The sequence below is a fragment of the Nonomuraea sp. NPDC049129 genome, from assembly GCF_040648495.1.
Lineage (GTDB): Bacteria > Actinomycetota > Actinomycetes > Streptosporangiales > Streptosporangiaceae > Nonomuraea.
In genome coordinates this window covers 1-19,158 of record NZ_JBEZDU010000057.1, presented here as the reverse complement: position 1 = coordinate 19,158, position 19,158 = coordinate 1, and the positions used below count along the sequence as shown (strand labels likewise).

Annotated in this window: 11 protein-coding genes and 1 pseudogene; 8 read left to right on the top strand and 4 right to left on the bottom strand. The window is 70.4% G+C overall.

Going from position 1 to position 19,158, the window contains the following annotated elements; genetic code table 11:
• The first annotated feature begins 278 nt into the window (after nt 1–278).
• The 4 genes from AB0B64_RS60405 to AB0B64_RS60390 are packed head-to-tail and all read left to right on the top strand — an operon-like array spanning nt 279 to nt 6,923.
• A complete protein-coding gene (locus tag AB0B64_RS60405; RefSeq protein ID WP_358207401.1) occupies nt 279–2,363 on the top strand; it encodes an exo-alpha-sialidase in 2,085 nt (694 codons plus the stop codon).
• Entirely contained in the window at nt 2,360–4,240 is a 1,881-nt protein-coding gene (locus AB0B64_RS60400; protein WP_358207393.1) for a beta-L-arabinofuranosidase domain-containing protein, read from the top strand. The genes AB0B64_RS60405 and AB0B64_RS60400 overlap by 4 nt, the downstream gene beginning before the upstream one ends.
• On the top strand, nt 4,237–6,075 hold the full coding sequence (locus tag AB0B64_RS60395) for a trehalase family glycosidase (protein WP_358207387.1): 1,839 nt from the start codon (nt 4,237–4,239) through the stop codon (nt 6,073–6,075). Before AB0B64_RS60400 ends, AB0B64_RS60395 begins: the two co-directional genes overlap by 4 nt.
• Nucleotides 6,072–6,923, top strand: a complete 852-nt coding sequence (locus AB0B64_RS60390) for a phytanoyl-CoA dioxygenase family protein (RefSeq protein WP_357939326.1) — start codon at nt 6,072–6,074, stop codon at nt 6,921–6,923. The genes AB0B64_RS60395 and AB0B64_RS60390 overlap by 4 nt, the downstream gene beginning before the upstream one ends.
• A 52-nt stretch (nt 6,924–6,975) precedes the next feature.
• Here the strand turns inward: AB0B64_RS60390 and AB0B64_RS60385 are convergent, their stop codons facing one another.
• Nucleotides 6,976–10,662: a glycosylhydrolase-like jelly roll fold domain-containing protein gene (locus AB0B64_RS60385; RefSeq protein WP_357939328.1), complete on the bottom strand. Its 3,687-nt coding sequence runs from the start codon at nt 10,660–10,662 to the stop codon at nt 6,976–6,978.
• 295 nt (nt 10,663–10,957) lie between these two features.
• Here AB0B64_RS60385 and AB0B64_RS60380 point away from each other — a divergent pair, with 295 nt between their 5' ends.
• A complete protein-coding gene (locus AB0B64_RS60380; protein WP_357939330.1) occupies nt 10,958–12,868 on the top strand; it encodes an amino acid transporter in 1,911 nt (636 codons plus the stop codon).
• A gap of 6 nt (nt 12,869–12,874) precedes the next feature.
• On the opposite strand, the gene AB0B64_RS60375 is transcribed toward AB0B64_RS60380, so the two are convergent.
• Nucleotides 12,875–13,939 (bottom strand): serine hydrolase domain-containing protein, encoded by a 1,065-nt coding sequence (locus AB0B64_RS60375; protein WP_357939332.1) that lies wholly within the window; start codon nt 13,937–13,939, stop codon nt 12,875–12,877.
• Between the two features lie 100 nt (nt 13,940–14,039).
• The gene (locus AB0B64_RS60370) at nt 14,040–14,639 is read right to left on the bottom strand and encodes a TetR/AcrR family transcriptional regulator (RefSeq protein ID WP_358207372.1); all 600 of its coding nucleotides are present in this window, start codon (nt 14,637–14,639) and stop codon (nt 14,040–14,042) included.
• 123 nt (nt 14,640–14,762) lie between these two features.
• Between AB0B64_RS60370 and AB0B64_RS60365 the strand changes: the two genes are divergently transcribed.
• Entirely contained in the window at nt 14,763–15,584 is an 822-nt protein-coding gene (locus tag AB0B64_RS60365; RefSeq protein ID WP_358207367.1) for an SDR family NAD(P)-dependent oxidoreductase, read from the top strand.
• A gap of 86 nt (nt 15,585–15,670) precedes the next feature.
• Nucleotides 15,671–17,380 carry a serine/threonine-protein kinase gene (locus tag AB0B64_RS60360; RefSeq protein ID WP_357939338.1) on the top strand — a complete coding sequence of 570 codons (1,710 nt, stop codon included), beginning with the start codon at nt 15,671–15,673 and terminating at the stop codon, nt 17,378–17,380.
• Here AB0B64_RS60360 and AB0B64_RS60355 read toward each other — a convergent pair.
• Nucleotides 17,361–18,629, bottom strand: coding sequence for an MFS transporter (locus tag AB0B64_RS60355; protein ID WP_358207360.1), 1,269 nt, complete (start codon nt 18,627–18,629; stop codon nt 17,361–17,363). The two genes, AB0B64_RS60360 and AB0B64_RS60355, sit on opposite strands and share 20 nt — an antisense overlap.
• A gap of 88 nt (nt 18,630–18,717) precedes the next feature.
• On the opposite strand from AB0B64_RS60355, the pseudogene AB0B64_RS60350 reads away from it, so the two are divergent.
• A pseudogene (locus AB0B64_RS60350) lies at nt 18,718–19,158 on the top strand (hypothetical protein); the annotation flags it as partial.

Below are 19,158 nucleotides of genomic sequence, written 5' to 3'. Positions count from 1 at the left end.
CGAAAGCTATCTCGCCGGGCTCCACCTACGCGGAGCCATCTTGTGGATCCGAAGCCTTCAACCGATCTAAAGATCCGAACTCCATACAGGCCCTAATGCGCCTAACACAGTGATCGCAAAGTCTGGCTCTCGATCCTGTGAAATGTCAATGGACCTGGGCGAGAACGCGCTCTCTGCAATCGAGGGCAATTACTAATACCCATTAGCGTCTGGTGTCCGGGGGAGATCGCCGGTACCGTCCAGTCCTGTCCTCAGGAGGTTGACCCGAGGAGAGCCGCATGACCTTTCCCATCAGCCGGCGGACGTTCGCCCTCGGCCTCGCCGCAGGTGCCGCCACGACCGCCCTGCCATCCCCCGCCGCGGCTTCCCCAGCAGGAGCCGAACCGTTCTTCGCGGAGGCCACCCTGTGGGACTCCGCCGTGGATCCGCTGGCCAGCTACCACGTGCACGCCCTTGCCGTACTGCCCGACGACACGATCCTGGCCTGCACCGAAGGCCGGCACCTGGTGTGCGACGCCGGACCGCACGACCTGCTCATCCGCCGCAGCACCGACAAGGGACAGACCTGGAGCCCGTCCCAGGCGGTGGCGCTCTCCGTCGACGGCCAGTCCTGGTCCAACCCCACCTTCGTGGTGGACCGGACGACGAGCGAGGTGTTCCTGTTCTACGGGCTCTGCGTGCAGCTGCCGGAGAACACCAGCTGCTCCGCCGACTCCAGCACGATGTACGTCAACTCCAGCAAGGACGGCGGCGCCACCTGGGGCGAACCGCGCAGCCTGGCCGGTCTCTTCGACCACTTCCCCTACAACTGGGCGATGCACGGTCCGGGGCCCGGTCACGGCATCCAGCTCGACTCGGGCCGGCTGCTCCTCACCGTCTCCCACCGCACGATCATCACCGGTGTCCCCACCGCAGACCGCCACTACGGCGCCTCGACCGTCTACAGCGATGACCACGGCCGCACGTGGCAGGCGGGCGGTGAGGTGCCGATGGGCGCGGGCTATCCCACCGTGGGGGAGGCCAGGCTGGTGCAGCGCGACGACGGCACGGTGCTGATGAACAGCCGGCCCGGCTCGGGCAACGACTGGCCTCGCGACATCGCGGTCAGCGGGGACGGCGGTCTGACCTGGTCACCCCCCACCATGGACTTCAGCCCCGGACTCTTCAACGGCGTCGACACCGGCCTCACCCGCTACACCGGCGGACCACGCAGCCGAGGCGTCAACCGCGTGCTGTTCAGCCGACCCGACGCGCCGATGCGCTGGAACATGACGGTCGCGGTGAGCTACGACGAGGGCGACTCCTTCAGGTACAGCCGCTCCGTCAACCCTGGCCGGGGGTATTACTCGGATCTGGCGCGCCTGTCCGACGGCACGATCGTTCTCCTCTACGGCTGCGACGGCGACCTCGACGGCACCCCGCGGCGCGTGGCCGCCGCCCGGTTCAACCTGGAGTGGCTGACGCAGGGCCGGGACAGCCTGGCCACCGGCCCGAAGCTGACCGAGAAGACGCACGACCTGGGTCACTCGGCGCCGCGTGCCCGCCGGTCCGGCGGAACGGTTTCAGTGGTACGCGAGGCCACCGCGCGCGGCGGTGCCCGTGCGGCCTTCGTCCCCGCCGCGACCGGGGACTTCATCGAATATCCCTTCATCGTCACCCACGGCGGTGAGCAGGAATTATGGCTGCGTTACTACCGATCCGGGGACGGCGGCCTCATGGCGGTGACCGTGGACGGGAAGACACCGCGCAACTCCACCCTGGATCTGACGGCCTTCCGCGGTAACGGCTACGACGTCGCTCTGCTGGACCGGATGCGGCTGCGGCCGGGCCTGCACACCATCCGCTTCACGCTGGCCGGCGCCGGCCGGGGTGGTGGCACGGCCATCTCACTCGACCAGCTGAGCCTCATCCAGGCAGCGGCCTCGCCGGACGTCCGCGAGGAGGTCACCGTCGACAACGGCGGGCTCGGCTTCGACACCACCGGCACCTGGCCGAGCAGCAGAGGCGTCACCGGCTACTACGGATTCAACTACCTCACGCACGCTCGCGGCACCGGAGCCAACGTGGCGCGGTGGCGACCGGCGCTCCCGGGCGACGACCGGTACGAGGTGCTCGTCTCCTACGCGGCCGACCCCAACCGGGCGACCAACGCCACGTACGTCGTCCACCACGCCGAAGGCGTGACTCCGGTGGCCGTCAACCAGCGGGTGCGCGGTGTGCCCGACGTCCGCATGGGCGAGTGGACGTCTGTGGGCACCTTCTCCTTCAAAGCCGGCATCGACGGATATGTCGAGCTCAGTGACGCGGCCGACGGTGTGGTCATCGCCGATGCCGTCCGGTTCCGCAGACAGGTGTCATCGTGACGGCCGTACCCGGTCCGGCCGCCGCGGTGGTCTTGCGCCCGCTCTCCGCCAACCGGGTGACCGGCGGTTTCTGGGCCCGGCGGCTGGAGGCCAACCGGGCCGCGATCCGGCTCGGACACGAACGGCTGGTCCAGGCGGGCAACATCGGCAATCTCCGGATCGCCGCGGGGGAGTCCACCGGCACGGCTGAGGGGGCAAGCTTCCGGGACTCCGACGTCTACAAGTGGCTGGAGGCGGTCGCCTGGGAGTACGCGCGCAGCCCTGACGAAGGGCTGCTGGACCGCCTGACCGAGCTCAGCCGGACGATCGCGGCGGCGCAACGCGAAGACGGATACCTCAACTCCGCCATCCAGGTCCGCGGCGAGGAACGGTACGCGCGATTGTGGATGAGCCACGAGCTCTACTGCGCGGGCCACTTGATCCAGGCGGCGGTGGCCGCGGCCCGGGCGACCGGCCAGGTCCGGCTGCTGGAGGTCGCCACCCGGTTCGCCGACCACCTCGCCGACACCTTCGGCCCCGATCGGCGCGGCGAGCTGGACGGGCACCCCGTGGTGGAGATGGCGCTCGTCGAGCTGTACCGGCAGACGGGTGTGCGACGGTACCTTGACCTGGCCCGGCACTTCGTCGAAGCCCGCGGCCATGGCCGGGCCGCGAAACCGGGCTTCGATCCCTCGCACTACGGCGACCCCGCCCACTACTCCGACCGGCTTCCCGTACGCGAAGCGGAGACGGTGGAGGGGCACGCCGTGCGCGCCGTCTACTTCGCCGCGGGCGCCACCGACGTCGCCATCGAGACCGGCGACGCCGAACTGCTGGCCGCGGTACGCCGGCAGTACGACACGATGCGCCGTCAGAAGCAACACGTCACCGGCGCGGTCGGCTCACGCTGGGATGGCGAGGCGTTCGGCGACGCGTACGAGCTACCGCCCGATCGGGCGTACGCCGAGACCTGCGCCGCGATCGGGACGATGCAGTGGGCGTGGCGGCTGCTGCTGGCCACCGGGGACTCCGCCTACGCCGACCAGATCGAGCTGCTGTTGTACAACGCCCTGCTGCCCGCGGTGTCGCTGAGCGAGGCGGACTACTTCTACGTCAACACGCTTCACCGGCGGACCGGCGCACGAGGTGACGTGCAGCGGGCACCGGCGTACGGCCGCCGTCCATGGTTCAACTGCGCCTGCTGCCCGCCCAATGTGATGCGTACGCTGGCGGGCCTGCCCGCATACCTGGCGACCGGCACGGAAGACGGGCTCCAGGTGCACCTGTATGCCCAGAGCACGCTGACCTCGGGTGGGCTCACCGTCACCATCGAAACCGAGTACCCAACGGACGGCCTGGTCACGGTGACCGTACAAGAGGCGCCGCCGCGGGAGGTGGAACTGGCGCTGCGCGTACCGGACTGGGCCGAAGGGTCCACCGTGGACGACAAGCCGGTGGCGCCCGGCGGCTACGCCCGCACGCGCCGGGTGTTCCAGCCCGGCGATCGGGTGCTGCTGCGGATGCCCATGCCCCCTCGGCTCCTGGTGGCCGACGACCGCGTGGACGCCACGCGCGGGTGCGTCGCCGTCACCCGTGGGCCGCTGGTCTACGCGATCGAACAGCCCGACCAGCCGTCCGGCGTCGTCCTGGAGGACATCCGCCTCGATCCCGCCACGCCGCCGCGGCTCGAACACCGGCCGGACCTGCTCGATGGCGTGATCGTGCTCCGCGCGAACGGCGCGCTCGCGCCGGGACCCGCTGAGTCCTCCTACCGGCCGTACGGGCAGCCGATCCCGTCGGCGCGGCCTACGGACATCACGCTGATCCCCTACTACGCCTGGGCCAACCGCGGCCCGCACGCCATGCGGGTGTGGATTCCGGTGAGAGGGAACACATGACGAACTACGCCCGTATCCAGGCCGCGCTCGCCCAGGGCTGGAACACCTGGGACACGCGCAGCGTGCTCACCCATGTTCTCCTCCCCGACGCACTGGGCCTGTCCCTCGGCCTGAAGGAGTACTACCGGGGCACCTCGCTGCGTACCGCTCAGATCGGCCGCCGCACCGAGGGCGCGGAGACCGTCACCCTGGGCCGCCACGCCTACGACGGCAGCTTCACTGAGACGATCGTGACGTGGGCGGGCATCACGATCCGGGTGCAGACGGCGCACGCGGGCGACGACCTGGTCGTGCTGGTGACGCCCACCGCCAACCAGCCCAAGAGCGCGCTGCTGACCGTCGGTGTCGGCTACCTGTGGAACCGGCCCGGCTCCGTCACCCGCGAGGGCGACCGGATCACCGCCGAGGGACCCGGTGGGAACGTCCAGGTCTTCTGTACGGCACCGCACGTCGACGACCCCTACACCGACATCGACGGGCCGTACCTGGCGATGGAGCTGACCGGTGCCGTCGGGCTCAGCACCGGCCGCGCCCGTGACCTGCCGGAGATCGCGGAGATCGTCGCCCGCGCCGCCACCGAGATCGGGACGGCCGGCACCGACCCCATGGCGCAGCACCGCGAGATCGTCAGGGACGCCATCTCCTGGAACACGATCTACGAACCCGCGCGGTCCCGCGTGCTCACGACCGTCAGCCGGCTCTGGAACGTCGGCAAGCGCGGCGGTTACGCCCTGTTCTGCTGGGACGCCTTCTTCAACGCGCTGCTGGCGGCCGTGTCGAGCAAGGAACTCGCCTACGTCAACACCGTCGAGATGCTGCGGGCCCTGACGCCGGAGGGCTTCGTACCGAACGTCGAGCAGGGCACCGGCCGCAAGACCTACGACGGATCCCAGCCACCGGTGGGCTCGCTGGTGACCCGCGAGCTCTACCGAAGGTTCGGCGACCGATGGTTCCTGGAGGAGACCTTCGCGCCGCTGCTGTCCTGGAACCGCTGGTGGTGGCGGGTGCGCAGGGACGGCGACCTGCTGTGCGCCGGCTCCACGTACTTCGACCCCGAGTGCCCCTCGCCGCAGGACATCCCCCGCATTCACCAGCACTTCGGCGCGACCTGCGAGACCGGCTGGGACAATCACCCCGTCTTCGAGGACGTGCCCTTCGACCAGACCAAGAGCCTGCTCGCCGCCCACGATGTGGGGCTGAACAGCCTGTACGCGGCCGACTGCGAGGCACTCGCCGACATCGCCGACGTCCTCGGCGACCGCGCTGCCGCGGCGGAGCTGCGCGAGCGGCACGCGGCAGTCGTGGCGGCGATGGAATCCCTGTGGGACGAGCCGAGCGGCATCTACCGCAGCAGGCGCACCGACACCGGGCTGCCGACCGAGCGGCTGTCCACGATGAGCTTCTACCCCCTGCTGGCCGGCGTCGGCACGGGCGAACGGACCCGGCGCATGGTGTCCGGGCACCTGATGGCCGACGACGGCTTCGGCGGCGAATGGATACTGCCGACCTCACCGCGCAGCGAGCCGATCGACCTCCGCGAAGGCACCTACTGGGCGGGACGGGCGTGGCCGCCGGTGAACTTCCTCGTCTATCTGGGACTGCTGCGCGCCGGGGAACGCTCCGCCGCCGAGTGGCTCGCCGAAGGCAGCTCCAGGCTGGTGCTGAAGGAATGGAACCAGCAGCGCCACGTGCACGAGAACTACTCCAGCAGCCACGGCGGCGCGTGCGACAAGCCGAACAGCGAGCCGTTCCAGACCTGGGGCGCGCTGCTGAGCCTCATCGTCCTCATGGAAGGCGGCGAGGTCGGCTTCTTCGAGAAAGGTGGTACGGCGTGACGAACACCGAGCTGAAGAGCACATACGAGCGCGACGGCTTTCTCGTCCTCCGGGACGCGTTCAGTCCAGGTGAGGTCGACAAGCTGGTAGAAGAGGCCGTCCGCATCTGCCGCGGCGAACTCGGCGACGTCCAGGGGGCGCTCCCCGCCGGGCCCGCCGACACCGACGACGACGTTCTTCGCCGCTTCCTCTGCGTCCACTACCCCCACAAGCTCTCCGAAGTGATGCTCGCCGCCATGCGTCATCCGGCGATCGTCGCACCGCTCACCACGATCATCGGCCCGAACGTGAAGTCCATGCAGTCCATGCTGTTCATCAAGTCCGAAGGGGAGCCGGGACAGGCCTGGCATCAGGACGAGATGTTCATCCCGACCCGCGACCGTTCGCTCACGGCGGTCTGGCTCGCCCTCGACGACGCCACCGTCGAGAACGGCTGCCTCTGGGTGCTGCCCGGCTCACACCGATCCGGCGTGGTGTACCCGAACCGTGAGCACGATGATCCGCGCTACGACTGCACGGTGGAGTCCTACGGCTTCCCGTTCGACGACTCCGACGCGGTGCCCGTGGAGGTCCCGGCCGGCTCCGCGGTCGTGTTCAACGGCTACCTGCTGCACAAGTCGCTGCCCAATACCGCCAGGAGCGGCTATCGGCGGGCCCTGGTCAATCACTACATGAGCGCAGAGTCGCTGCTGCCGTGGGACGTCCCCCCGGCGGGGACGCCCATGGCGCAGGTGGACCACCGCGACATCGTCCTGGTCGCCGGCGTCGACCCGTACGCGTACAAGGGCCTGCGGGAGGTGCGCCGGCCGCGGATCCGCCCGAACAGGGACGGCGGCTGTGACAGATGACGGCCGGGGATCGACCGTCATAAGAGCCTGTCACTCGCCTGTCGCTGGAGCACTAGCCGAGCAGCAGGCGCGCCGGGCCGTGCAGGCCGCTCACCCGCTGCCCTGGGAAGACGAAATGCGTGGGGCTGACCGCGTCGAGATGCGGCGCGAGCGTGCCGTACACCTCGACCTCGACGGTGTTCTCACCCTCCCGCAGCGCCGCGCCGACGTCGAACCGGTACGGCGAGCACACCCTGACCCCGCACGACCGGCCGTTGACCCGCACCTCCGCGGTGCCGCGCACCCGGCCTAGATCCAGGAGAGCGGTGTCCGAGCGCTCGTCGAGATGGACGGCGCGGCGGTAGCGGACGCCGCCGCTGTACTCCGGCAGGCCCGAACGCTCCCAGTCGCCCAGCTCGATCGGGCCGGGTCCGGTCTCGATCTCGATCGGCCCGGTGAGGATGGCGCCGCTGGTGTGCCCGGCCTCGGTCACGACGCGGAGCAGGGCCTCGCGCGGCCCGGTCCGGCCATCGAGGGACACCTCCAGGCGGCCGGTGCCCTCCGCCGCCGGCTGACCATCGATCAGCAGCTCGGCCGCGCCGCGCAAGGGCACCCGTAGGGCGGTGGCGCCCGGCGGGACCTGGAAGCGCAGCCATTCGACGCGCCCCGCCGTGCCCGGCTCGGCGAGCACGGTCGGCAGCACGACCGGTAGCCCTGTAGAGGACGCGGGGTCGGCCGGTTCGTTTCGGTCCTTTGACAGCCAGGAGGTGCCGGGGAGGGGGTGCGGGCGGCGCGGCAGGTGCAGGGCGGCGGGGTCGCAGTACTGCGTTCGGTGGATCTCGGCCGCGACGCGCTCGCCGTCGTGCACCGCCCACCAGCCAGGGCCGGAGGTGACGCAGCCGTCGACCAGGACCGGCTCGGCGCCGTCACCGACCCGTACGGTCACCTCGTTGGCGCCGGGCCGCAGCACGCCGGCCAGGTCGTAGCGGCGGACCCGGGGCTTGCGGTGGTCGGCGTACGGGTCGAAGCCACCCTGCCGGCCCATCTCCACCCCATTGACCAGCACCCGGCAGGCCGTTATCGAGGCCACCTGGAGGACGGTCCCCTTCGGCGTGAACGCGGCGGTCAGCTCGGTCGGACCCGCCGGACCGGTGATCCATTCCGGGCGTAGGTAGTGCTCGGGGTCCGTCACGACGGCGACGTGCGCGCGCAGCCACCCGTCGTCCTCGGGCACCAGCCGGACCTCCAGCAGGTGGCTGCCGGGCGAGAGGGGCCGGCGGGCCAGCGCCAGGTAGCCCCGGTCGTCCAGGTCGACGTCATGACCGTCGATCCGCACCGCCTTGGCGGCCGCGGCGCCGACGGCGAGGAACCCGTGCTCCGGCACGGTCAGCTCGGCCCTGAACCGGGCACTCCGCCCCATGGCCACCTGGCCGAAGTCCAGGAACTCCTCCGGCACGTGCCCCTTGGGCCCGAGGTCGAGGCGGTGGATGGGGTCCTTCCTGATGCCGCGCGAGGTCGAGTACACCGCGGGCCGCCACTCCTCGCCGTCGGTCCGCAGGCTGCCGTGCGAGCCGAACGTCGCGTATGCGGGCCGCCACTTCAGGCCGTCCACGCGATGCTCGACCTCCCAGCGGTGCAGGACCGGCCCGGAGTGGCCGAGGTCGCCCCAGGTGTCGTCCAGGGTGGGTACGAGCTCCATTTCCCAGCCGGTGCCGAGATCGAGCTCCTCCGTGGGGGACGCGGCCGGTTCGGGATCCACTACTTGCTCGCCCGTGAAGACGAGCAGTGCGGCGGGCCCGGCATCGAACGGCACGACGACCTCGATGTGCTCGCCCTCCACCGTGTACGGCAGCGCGCGCACGCCGCCGCCGAACGGGTCCACCAGCAGCGGGGTCCCCGAGACGCCGCGCACTCTCACCGGCATCTCGGCGGCGTACCGGGCGGGGTCGAAGTCGATGGTGGCCGAGTCCCAGCCCTGGTCGATGCCGCGGTCACCCGGCCGTTCGACCGACACATGGCTCGCCATGGGGAAGGTGGCCTGGAGGTAGACGATGGTGGCGCCGTCGAACTCCCGTACCAGCGGGGGAACCGGCGCCTCGACCCGGCGCAGCGGCGACAGCAGCGGACCGAGGTCGGCCGTCGTCGCGGCGAAGCGGACCCGCGAGCGCAGCGGCCCCTCCGGGCGCACGCCCACGGCGACGACCAGCCCACCCCGATCCGCGAACGCCACGAGAGCCTCTTCCGTGGCCGGATCGAGCGTCGTGCAGGCGGGCAGCACGATACCGGCATAGGACTCGTCCGCGACCTCCAGCCGCGTCCGGGCCGCGCCGTCCCCGACGGCGGCGTCCGCCCCCGCACCGTCCCCGGCCGCACCGTCCCCGGCCCCGCCGGTCCGGCCGGGCCGGATGGTGGCCCGCTGGACCGAGTCGTCGTCGATCACGTCGGCGTCCAGCCCGAGCCGGTCCAGGACGCCAGGAAGCATCCGGAACCAGGCCATGTCCCCCACGATCTCGCGGTACACCTCCTGCGCCCGCGCGGCCTCCGCCCCCACCCCATCGAGCCGCGTGTCCGCCTGGGCCGTCGCGGTGGGCATGAGGACCGCCAGATCACAGGCATGCCGGCCCAGCGAGAGGGCCGCGCACAGCCGGGTGACGGCGTCGGCGAAGACGCGGTGGTGCCGCCAGTACGGCTGCCGCCAGTCCGTGGCCGGCGGCGCCCACTCCCACCACCCCGCCTTGGTCGTGTAGTAGACGGCGTGCGGGTTGTACAGGGTGGCTCCGGCCCGCAGCCAGGGCAGCAGCCAGTCGAAGGTCTCCTCCAGCGTGCCGCCCCACCCGCTGGAGTGGAACGCCTCGATCCAGGTGCGCGGCCGGTCGTACAGGTGGGCCAGCGAGGAATGCACCCGCGCGTCCCCGTGGTGGTCGGAGCCCGGCGCGCTGAACCAGCGGTGCGTGCGCGCGTAGTCGGCGTACAGCTGCACGCCCTCCACCGGATGACCGGCACGGGCGGGATCCTGCTGGTCACAGCCGCTCAGCAGGCCATGGCGGGCGTGCCACTCGGCGAGCGGCCGGAAGAACGCCTCCTCCGCCAGTTCGGCGCGGGTGCGCTGGTAGTCGCGGCGGATCTCGCCCGCCCTCGCACCGTCCGCCCACAGCAGCGGCAGGTGCGGGGTGAGGTCGTAGCCCCGGCGCTTGTCGAACTCCACGGCGAAGGTGTCCGACCAGGTCGGGACCGCGGGCAGTTCGTCCTGGAAGGAGCCGGCGATGACCCCGCCCAGCCGGTGCCCCAGCCGGCGCTCGAACTCGCCGTGCACCCGGTCGATCAGCACCGCGCACGCCTCCGCGGACAGGTAGTCGAAGCCGCGCGTGGTCACCGAGCCGTCGGGGCCCAGCCAGCGGCCGGCGAAGCGGGGCTGCTCGTCGACCAGCCGGGCCTGGAGGTCGGCGCCCGAGAAGCCGAGCTGGTCGTAGAACCACAGGGAGATCCCCAGCTCCTCGGCGTCGGCGCACACCTGCTCCAGCAGGGCCCACCACTCCTCGGAGAAGAACGGCGGGTCGTCGGCGTCGGAGCCGAACATCGGTCCCGACGGCGCCAGGTTGAGTATCACGAGGTTCCACACGCCGCCCTCGGCGAACCGCTCCAACTGCCAGCGCAGCCGGTCGCGTCTCAGCCGCTCGCCGCTCCACCACCAGATGGCCGCGGGGGAGTACGCCCGGGGCGGGTCACGCAGGATGTCGGCGAGCGCGGCGGGCAGGGTCATGCCAGCTCCAAGGGGTACGCGGCGGCTGAAGCGGCCTAACATTGGCATGTGATTCTCACGTTGTCCAGTGTTACAAAGGAACCTGCCGGATCCCCTCCAGCTCGCCTGCTTCGGCCAGTGGAGCCCAGCTCAAAGCGGCTGTGAGCGACCGTGTTACATAGCTGGTCGTTTTCACATCCGGCCTCGTGGCCGGTCTGGCGCGATATATACGTTTTCTTGACGCCCTCACCAGCCGAAACACCCATCTGCCGTCACTAGTGTGCGTAGTGCGCGATATTGATGGAGGGTGACCGGGATGGTGCTGGCGAAACGGCCGGTCGCTACTGAGGGAACACTGCGGTCGTGGCTGCTCGAAGGGCTGCAGACCGACCGCAAGCAGATCGAGCACGGCCCGCACGTGAAGCACTCGTGGTGGCGGGTGATGTGCCTGACGGGTGTCGACTACTTCTCCACGCTCGGCTACCAGCCGGGCATCGCCGTGCTGGCGGCCGGACTGCTGTCGCCGCTGGCCACGCTGTTCCTGGTGGCCCTGACGTTGCTGGGCGCGCTGCCGGTCTATCGGCGGGTGGCCGCCGAGAGCCCGTACGGGCAGGGCTCGATCGCGATGCTGGAGAAGCTCGCCCCGCAGTGGTGGGGCAAGTTCTTCGTGCTGGCCCTGCTCGGGTTCGCCGCGACCGACTTCGTGATCACGATGACGCTGTCGGCCGCCGACGCCACCGCGCACCTGCTGGAGAACCCGTTCATGCCCGACTTCCTGGCCGGGCAGCGGGTGATCGTCACGCTGGTGCTGCTGGCGCTGCTCGGCGGGGTGTTCCTGATGGGGTTCACCGAGGCGATCGCCATTGCCGTCCCGCTCGTCTTCGTCTATCTGGGACTGAACGCGGTGGTGGTGGCGACCGGGATCGTGCACGTACTCCAGGCACCACGGCTGGTGTGGGACTGGGAGAGCGCGCTGAGCGTGAGTTACAGCAGCCCGCTGGCGATGATTGGGCTGTCGCTGCTGGTGATGCCTAAGCTCGCGCTGGGCATGTCCGGGTTCGAGACCGGCGTGGCGGTGATGCCGGTGATCAAGGGCGGCATCGAGGAGCGGATCGCCGGCACCAGGCGGATGCTCACCACGGCCGCGTTGATCATGAGCGTGTTCCTGATCTTCTCCAGCTTCGTGACCACCGTGCTCATCCCGCACGAGGAGTTCGCGGAGGGCGGCAAGGCCAACGGGCGGGCGCTGGCCTACCTGGCCCACGGTTATCTGGGCAACTGGTTCGGCACGGTTTATGACATCAGCACGATCGCGATCCTCTGGTTCGCCGGCGCCTCGGCGATGGCCGGCCTGATCAACCTGGTGCCGCGTTACCTGCCCCGGTACGGCATGGCGCCGGAGTGGACCGGGGCCGTGCGGCCCCTCGTGCTGGTCTTCTCCGTCATCGCGTTCGCCATCACGATCATCTTCGACGCCGACGTCGACGCCCAGGGCGGCGCGTACGCCACCGGCGTGCTGGTGCTCATGCTGTCGGCGGCGGTCGCCGTGACGCTGTCGGCCAGGAAGAAACGCCAGCACGCGGCGACGGCCGGGTTCGGCGTGATCTCGGCGGTGCTGGCGTACACGCTGATCGACAACGTCTTCGAGCGGCCGGACGGTGTGAAGATCGCCTCGTTCTTCATCGCCGCCATCGTCAGCCTGTCGGTGATCTCGCGGGCGACGCGCTCCACAGAGCTGCGTGTCATCGACGTGCACCTGGACTCGCTGGCCGAGGAGTTCGTCAACGAGGCGTGCGGCGACATCCATGTGATCGCGAATGAGCCGCAGCAGCGCGACCAGGCCGAGTACAACGACAAGCTCCGCGAGACGTGGATCACCCATCGGCTGCGCAGCAACGAGCCGGTCCTGTTCGTCGAGGTGACGGTGCCGGACGCGTCGGAGTTCGAGACCGAGCTGCACGTCCAGGGCGAGGAGCGGTACGGCCACAAGATCCTGAAGATCGAGAGCTCGGCGGTGCCCAACGCGCTGGCCGCGCTCCTGCTCTACCTGCGTGACCGGACCGGCGGCGTACCGCACATCTACTTCCACTGGACCGAGGGCAACCCGGTCGTGGCGATGCTGCGTTACCTGGTCTTCGGCGGCGGCGACGTGCCGCCCCTCACCCGCGAGGTCCTCCGCAAGGCGGAGTCCGACCCGGTACGCAGGCCGCACGTCCACGTGGGCTGAACCGCTTTACTTCGCCGGGGAGCACAGGGCGGCGTCGAAGGCGGCGAAGAGGTGCCGATCGTCCTTCGGGGTGCCCGTGACGTACACGGTCGCCGCCCGGCCCGCCCGGTTCCGCCCGCTGAGCACCCGTACGCCCGGCAGACCGCCGTCGTGCATGAGGGCGAGGCCGCAGCTCAGCGGGTAGGTGTACAGCCCCAGGCCGTAGCGACTGCCCGCCGGGTCGGTGGCGGGGACCGTGCCGGTGAGCATGGTCCGCAGCGTCCGCTGGGGGATGGCCTGCCAGAACCGGTTCAGGTCCGCCGGTGTGGAGACCAGCCCGCCGCCCGCCCCGAAGCCGTAGCCGGGCAGCTGGGTGATGTCCGTCTCGCCGCCCTTCGGGTCCATCGGGTTCACGCCGTAGTTGTGCGCGTGCTCGCCACGGATGTCCAGCTCGCCGTTCTTGGGCCAGTACGTACCGGGCAGGCCGCGCAGCACGGTGTCCTCGGTGACCCGGCGGAAGTCCTTGCCGGTCACCTTCTCGATGAGCATGCCCGCGACCAGGAAGTTGGTGTTGGAGTAGAACCAGCGCTCGCCGGGCTTGCCCACGGGCTCGCGGGTCATCGCCAGCGCGAGGTGGTCGGCGGGGATCGCGGGCTTGGTCCAGTCGACCAGGTCGAAGTACTCGGGCAGACCGCTGGTGTGCAGGAGGAGCTGGCGGATGGTGATCGGCCGGCCGTCGAGCGAGCCGGGCAGGTAGTGCTCGACCCGCTCGTCCAGGTCCACCTTGCCCTCGGCGGCCAGGCGCAGCACGGTCACCGCGATGACCGGTTTGGTCACGCTGGCCACGCGGAACCGTCCGTCGGCGCCGACCATCGGCTTGCCGGTGCCACGCTGGGCCGTGCCGGAGGTCCACGTGGTGGTGCGGCCGTTCGCGTCACGCACCGAGACCACCGCGCCGGTCAGACCGTCCTGCTTGGTCAGCCGGTCGACATGCTGCTGGACGCCTTCAGTGGTGGCGACGGCGGCCATGGCCGGCGAGGCGGCGCTCAGGAGCACGACGGCGGCCGCGGCTGCTGCGAGGTACTTCCGCATTTTGGACATCTCCTCTTTCCCTGGGGTGATGTCCCAATCCTTGGCTCTCCGGCCCTCAAGATCAGTCAGGTTGCCGGGCTACTTAGGGGTAGGGCCCGCACTACTCCAGCGGGCGGAACGCCTTGAGTGTCAGCTCCACCAGGGCGTCGGCGTACTCGGGTGTGAGCGGCCCGGAACGGAGCAGCCAGCGCTGGTAGAGGGGGGCGTAGAGCAGTTCGAGCGCCAGGTCGAGGTCGGCGTCCGCGGCGAACTGGCCCGCCCGCTGCGCACTGCGCAGTCGCTCCTTCTTGGCCTCGTCCACGGGGCCGGCCAGCTTCTCGCGGTATTGGGCGGCGAGCTTCGGATCGTGGATGATCTCCGTGTTGAGCGCCCTGATCGGCGCCTCGAAGGCCGGATCGGCGAACTCGGCGACCGTCGCCCGCATGACCACCTTCAGGTCGGCCTCGATGTCGCCCGTGTCGGGCAGCGCCAAGCCCTCGACTCCCTCGCTGAGCGTCAGGAAGGAGTCGAAGATCACCGCGCCCTTGCCCGGCCACCACCGGTAGATCGTCTGCTTGCCCACCCCCGCTCGTGCGGCGATGGCCTCGATCGTGACCTTCGCGTACCCCACCTCGGTGACGAGCTCGCGTGCCGCGTCGAGGATCGCCTGGCGCGACCGTTCGTTGCGGCGGCCGGGGTCCGGCTGCTTGGCGATGGACATGCCGGTGAGGATATCAGTACGGAGAGACGAGACGTTCCGTCTTGACGAACTCGATGAGATCGGGCAGGCTGTCCATCTCGGCGAGACGAATCGTCTCGTCTTGAAGTCGAGGAGGTGAGGCCTGTGACGAGCACCCGAGTGTGGTTCATCACCGGGGCGTCCCGGGGTCTGGGCCGGGCGTTCGCGGAGGCGGCGCTGGCCGCTGGAGACCGGGTCGTGGCGGCGGCGCGCAATGTCGATCCGCTCGCGGAGCTGGCCGAGGAGCATCCGGGCCGCCTCGTACGCCTGGCGATGGACGTCTCCGACCGCGCGGCGGTGCGGGACGGAGTGGACCGGGCGGCGGCGGCCTTCGGGCGGCTGGACGTCGTGGTCAACAACGCCGGCGGGTTCCTGTTCGGCATGCTGGAGGAGGCCACCGAGGAGCAGATCAGGGCCCACTTCGACGTCAACTTCTTCGGCGCGATCTGGGTGACCCAGGCCGTCGTCCCCCACCTGCGCAAGCAGGGCTCCGGGCACATCCTTCAGGTCACCTCGATGGGCTCCGGCGGGGGATTCGCCTCGGTCGGCCTGTACGCGGCGGGCAAGTCGGCCCTCGACTCGGTCAGCCAGGCGCTGGCGATGGAGGTCGAGCCGTTCGGGATCAAGGTCACGATCGTTCAGCCGGGCGGGTACGACACCGGACTGTTCACGGTCGGCACCACGGTGACCGAGCACCTTCCCGAGTACGAGCCCCTGCGGACGAAGCTGGCCGAGATGTGGGGCGACGACGCCGGACCCGCACCGAGCACGGCCGCGCCCGTCATCATGGAGCTGGTCGATCTTCCGGAGCCGCCGCTGCGGCTGATCGTCGGTAGCCACTCCTTCGACCTCGTCCAGCAGATGGACCAGGCTCGTATGGAGGTGTACCGCGCCTGGGAGCACCTGAGCCGCAAGGCGCCGGGCTGAATGACCCGCGAGCAGCGACAAATAGCGGAAAATCCGTATATGAGACGGCCCATCCTGGGCCAGGCCGACAGCGTACGCTGCTCTGCATGCGCAGACGGGTGATCGACGACCGGTTCGAGCTGGTGGAACGGCTCGGCGGCGGCGGCATGGGCCTGGTGTGGCGGGCCTGGGACGTGGCCCTGCACCGGGAGGTCGCCCTCAAGGAGGTACGCCCGCCCGACCCGGATATGGACGAGCGCGACCCCGAGGGCGCCCGCGAGCTGCGGGCCAGGGTGCTCCGCGAGGCCCGCGCCCTGGCCCGGCTCAACCACCCGCACGTCGTGACCATCCACCACATCGTGGACCACGGCGACGGCGGCTATCCGTGGCTCGTCATGGAGCTGGTCTCCGGTGGATCGCTCCAGGAACGCCTCGAACGCGGCCCGATGACGCCGCACGAGACCGCCCGCCTCGGCCGCGAGATCCTCTCCGCGCTGCGGGCCGCGCACGCCGTCGGCATCCAGCACCGCGACGTCAAGCCCGCCAACGTCCTGCTGCGGCCGGACGGCCGGTCGGTGCTGACCGACTTCGGCATCGCCGCGGTGCGCGAGTCCACCAGCCTGACCGCGACCGGCTCGTTCATCGGCTCGCCCGAGTACATCGCGCCGGAACGCATCAACGGCTACGAGGGCGACCCGTCCTCGGATCTGTGGTCGCTGGGGATGCTGCTGTACGTCGCCGTCGAAGGCCGTCATCCGCTGCGCCGGGCCACCACGCTGGCGACGCTGGCCGCGGTGCTCAACCAGGAGGTGCCGCCGCCGCAGCGGGCCGGAGCGCTCGGTCCCGTGCTGGGCTACGTGCTCACGCGCGACGTGGCCGCCCGGCCCGACGCCGAGACGCTGGACCGCATGCTCGCCTCGGTGGCCGAGGCCCCCGCGTCGATGCCGCTCGCGCCGCCGGCCTGGGCCCCGGGCCCACCACTCCCGCAGCCGCCCATGGGCGCACAGCCGACGGGCGGCACGCCGTACCCGCACCCGCCTTTAGGCCCGCACTCACCCATGGGCCCGCAGCCGACCGGCCCGCAGTACGCCCAGATGAACACCAGCCCGCCGCTCCCGCGCTCGGTCACCGGCACCAGGCACCGATCGAAGCGCGGCGCGCACCCGGCCATGATCGCGGTGTCCGCCGCCGTGGTCGTGGTGGTCGGCGTGCTGGTGTGGACGTTCCTGCCCCCGATACTGAACGGCGACGCCGCCGACGACCCGCGTTCCACCGGGTCCGGGGAGCCGACCAGCACCGCCACCAAATCCGGGCGGAAGCCCAAGACCACGCCCAAGGCCACGCCCGAGGACACCGAGACGGCCGCCGCCGACGCGGGCAACCTGCTGACCCCGGCCGGGATCCGGACCGCGATCGCCAAGCTGAAGCCGGCGATAGGCGGCACCAAGGTCATCAGAATGGTGATCTACCCCGAGTACGCGAGCGTCCAGGCGCCGGTCAAGGGCGAGAAGGGCGTCTACGAAATGTTCATGTACCGCGACGGCACCGTCAGTCCCCAGCCCGGCGGCAGCACCACGGACGAGGATCCGGTGGACCTGACCAAGTTCAATTGGGACGCCCTGCCCGCCCTGCTCCGCAAGGCGGACCAATCTCTGGGCGTCCGCAAGCCCACCACCCACTACATCGTCGTGGACCCCGCCTATGAGTTCCTGGGTGCCCGCGAGGCGCTGCTCGTCTATGTGAGCGACAAGTACAACCGGAGCGGCTACCTGGTGGCCAGCACCAAGGGGAAGGTGATCAGGACCAATCCGGCGTGAGAGCGATGTCCCGCTGCCGCCGCAGCGGTGAGAACACCAGCCAGAGCACCGCGAGCCACGAGCAGGTCACCGCGACCGCCAGGGTCGTACGGGCGCCGAGCCACGCGCCGAGGGTGCCCGCCAGCAGGCCGCCGAACGGCATGGCGCCGCGGATCAGCCACCGGATGCTCGCGTTCATCCGGCCGAGCAGCTCGGGCGGGCAGATCGACTGCCGGTAGGTGATCTGCAGCACGTTGTACGCGACGGTGGACAGGCGCGAGGCGAACAGTCCCGCCGCCACCGCCAGCACGCCCCAGCCGGGCCCGCCGAGCGGGATGAGCAGTGTGAACCCGCCGAGACACAGCTTGCCCGCCCATAACGCCCTGGCCGGACCCACCCACCTCGCGAACGACGTGGCGAGCACGCCGCCCACGATCCCGCCGGCGCTGCCCAGCCCGAGCACCAGTCCGAGCGTGGCGGGATCGGCGCCGAGGTCGCCGAGCACGAAGACGACCACAAGAGTGGTGATCATGGCGTCGCAGAGGTTGGAGATCGCGCTGCACGCCACGACGCGCCGCAACACCGGGTGCCCCAGGACGAAGGTGATCCCCTCGGCCGCTGCCTTGCGCATGCTCCGGGATTCACGGACGGGGGGCCGTGATTCGGGGGTGCGGATCAGCAGCAGGGACGCGATGCCGATCACGTACGAGAGGCAGTCCACGACCATCACCCGAGCCGCGGTGTGCAGCAGCGTCATCAGGCCGCCCGCCAGGGAAGGGCCGACGGCGAGGGCCACCGCGTTGGTCGTGGCGATCTTGCCGTTGCCCTCGATGAGCCGCCGCCGCGACAGCAGGACCGGCAGGTAGCTCTGGCAGGCGATCTCGAAGACGACGTTGATCGAGCCCACGAGGAAGGCCATCGCGTACAGGTGGAGGATCGTCAGGTGGCCCAGCGCCGCCGCGACGGGGATCGAGGCCACCACCGCGCCCCGCGCCACGCCGCAGCCGATCATCAGCGGGCGCTTGGCCGCGCGGTCGACGATCATTCCGGCGGGCAGCGTCATGATCAGCCAGGCCGCCGTGGCGCAGGCGGTCAGCACCCCCACCTCGAAGGTGGTGGCGCGGAGCATGGTGACGGCCACGAGGGGGACCGCCAGCGTCGTCACCGCCGCGCCCAGGTCGCTGATGCTCTGCCCGGTCCAGAAGAGCATGAAGTCGCGATTCTTGAGGAGTGCGCCGTCCTGTTCGGATGCCTGCCGGTTGATGGTCACGTAATCGACCGTACGGAAATCATGCTGGCTTACCCCGGGCTGACACGTGGTCCGTCATCCTCTACCCAGAGCGGAAGGGGTGCTGGTCGTGACGGAGCCCGACGGCCCTGCCGTGCGCCCATGGAACCGGCTGGGGCTCAGGATGCGGCTCACGCTCCTGTACGGCGGCTCGTTCTTCGTCGCCGGATCGCTGCTGCTCTGGTCGACGTACCTGATCACGGGGCAGGCCCTGGAGCAGCAGTTCCCCGCGAAGGGCATGAGGATCGTCGGCGAGCGGGCCGGGCCCGTGCAGGAGGGCGCCGTCAAGAGCGACATGGTCTTCGAGAAGGTGAACGTCCAGCAGCGGGCGGACGGCGTGCTCGACGAGATGCTGCGGTCCTCGGTGGTCATCATGATCGTGATCGGGCTCATCGCGTTCGTGCTCGGCTATTTGATGGCTGATCGGGCGTTGCGGCCGTTGGATCGGGTGACGGAGACGGCGCGGCGGTTGTCGGAGAGTACGTTGCATGAGCGGATCGGGTTGCGGGGT

Coding starts and splice junctions, on each gene's coding strand:
- AB0B64_RS60405 (WP_358207401.1), top strand. CDS start 279: ATGACCTTTCCCATCAGCCGGCGGACGTTCGCCCTCGGCCTCGCCGCA.
- AB0B64_RS60395 (WP_358207387.1), top strand. CDS start 4,237: ATGACGAACTACGCCCGTATCCAGGCCGCGCTCGCCCAGGGCTGGAAC.
- AB0B64_RS60385 (WP_357939328.1), bottom strand. CDS start 10,662: ATGACCCTGCCCGCCGCGCTCGCCGACATCCTGCGTGACCCGCCCCGG.
- AB0B64_RS60380 (WP_357939330.1), top strand. CDS start 10,958: ATGGTGCTGGCGAAACGGCCGGTCGCTACTGAGGGAACACTGCGGTCG.
- AB0B64_RS60375 (WP_357939332.1), bottom strand. CDS start 13,939: ATGCGGAAGTACCTCGCAGCAGCCGCGGCCGCCGTCGTGCTCCTGAGC.
- AB0B64_RS60370 (WP_358207372.1), bottom strand. CDS start 14,639: ATGTCCATCGCCAAGCAGCCGGACCCCGGCCGCCGCAACGAACGGTCG.
- AB0B64_RS60360 (WP_357939338.1), top strand. CDS start 15,671: ATGCGCAGACGGGTGATCGACGACCGGTTCGAGCTGGTGGAACGGCTC.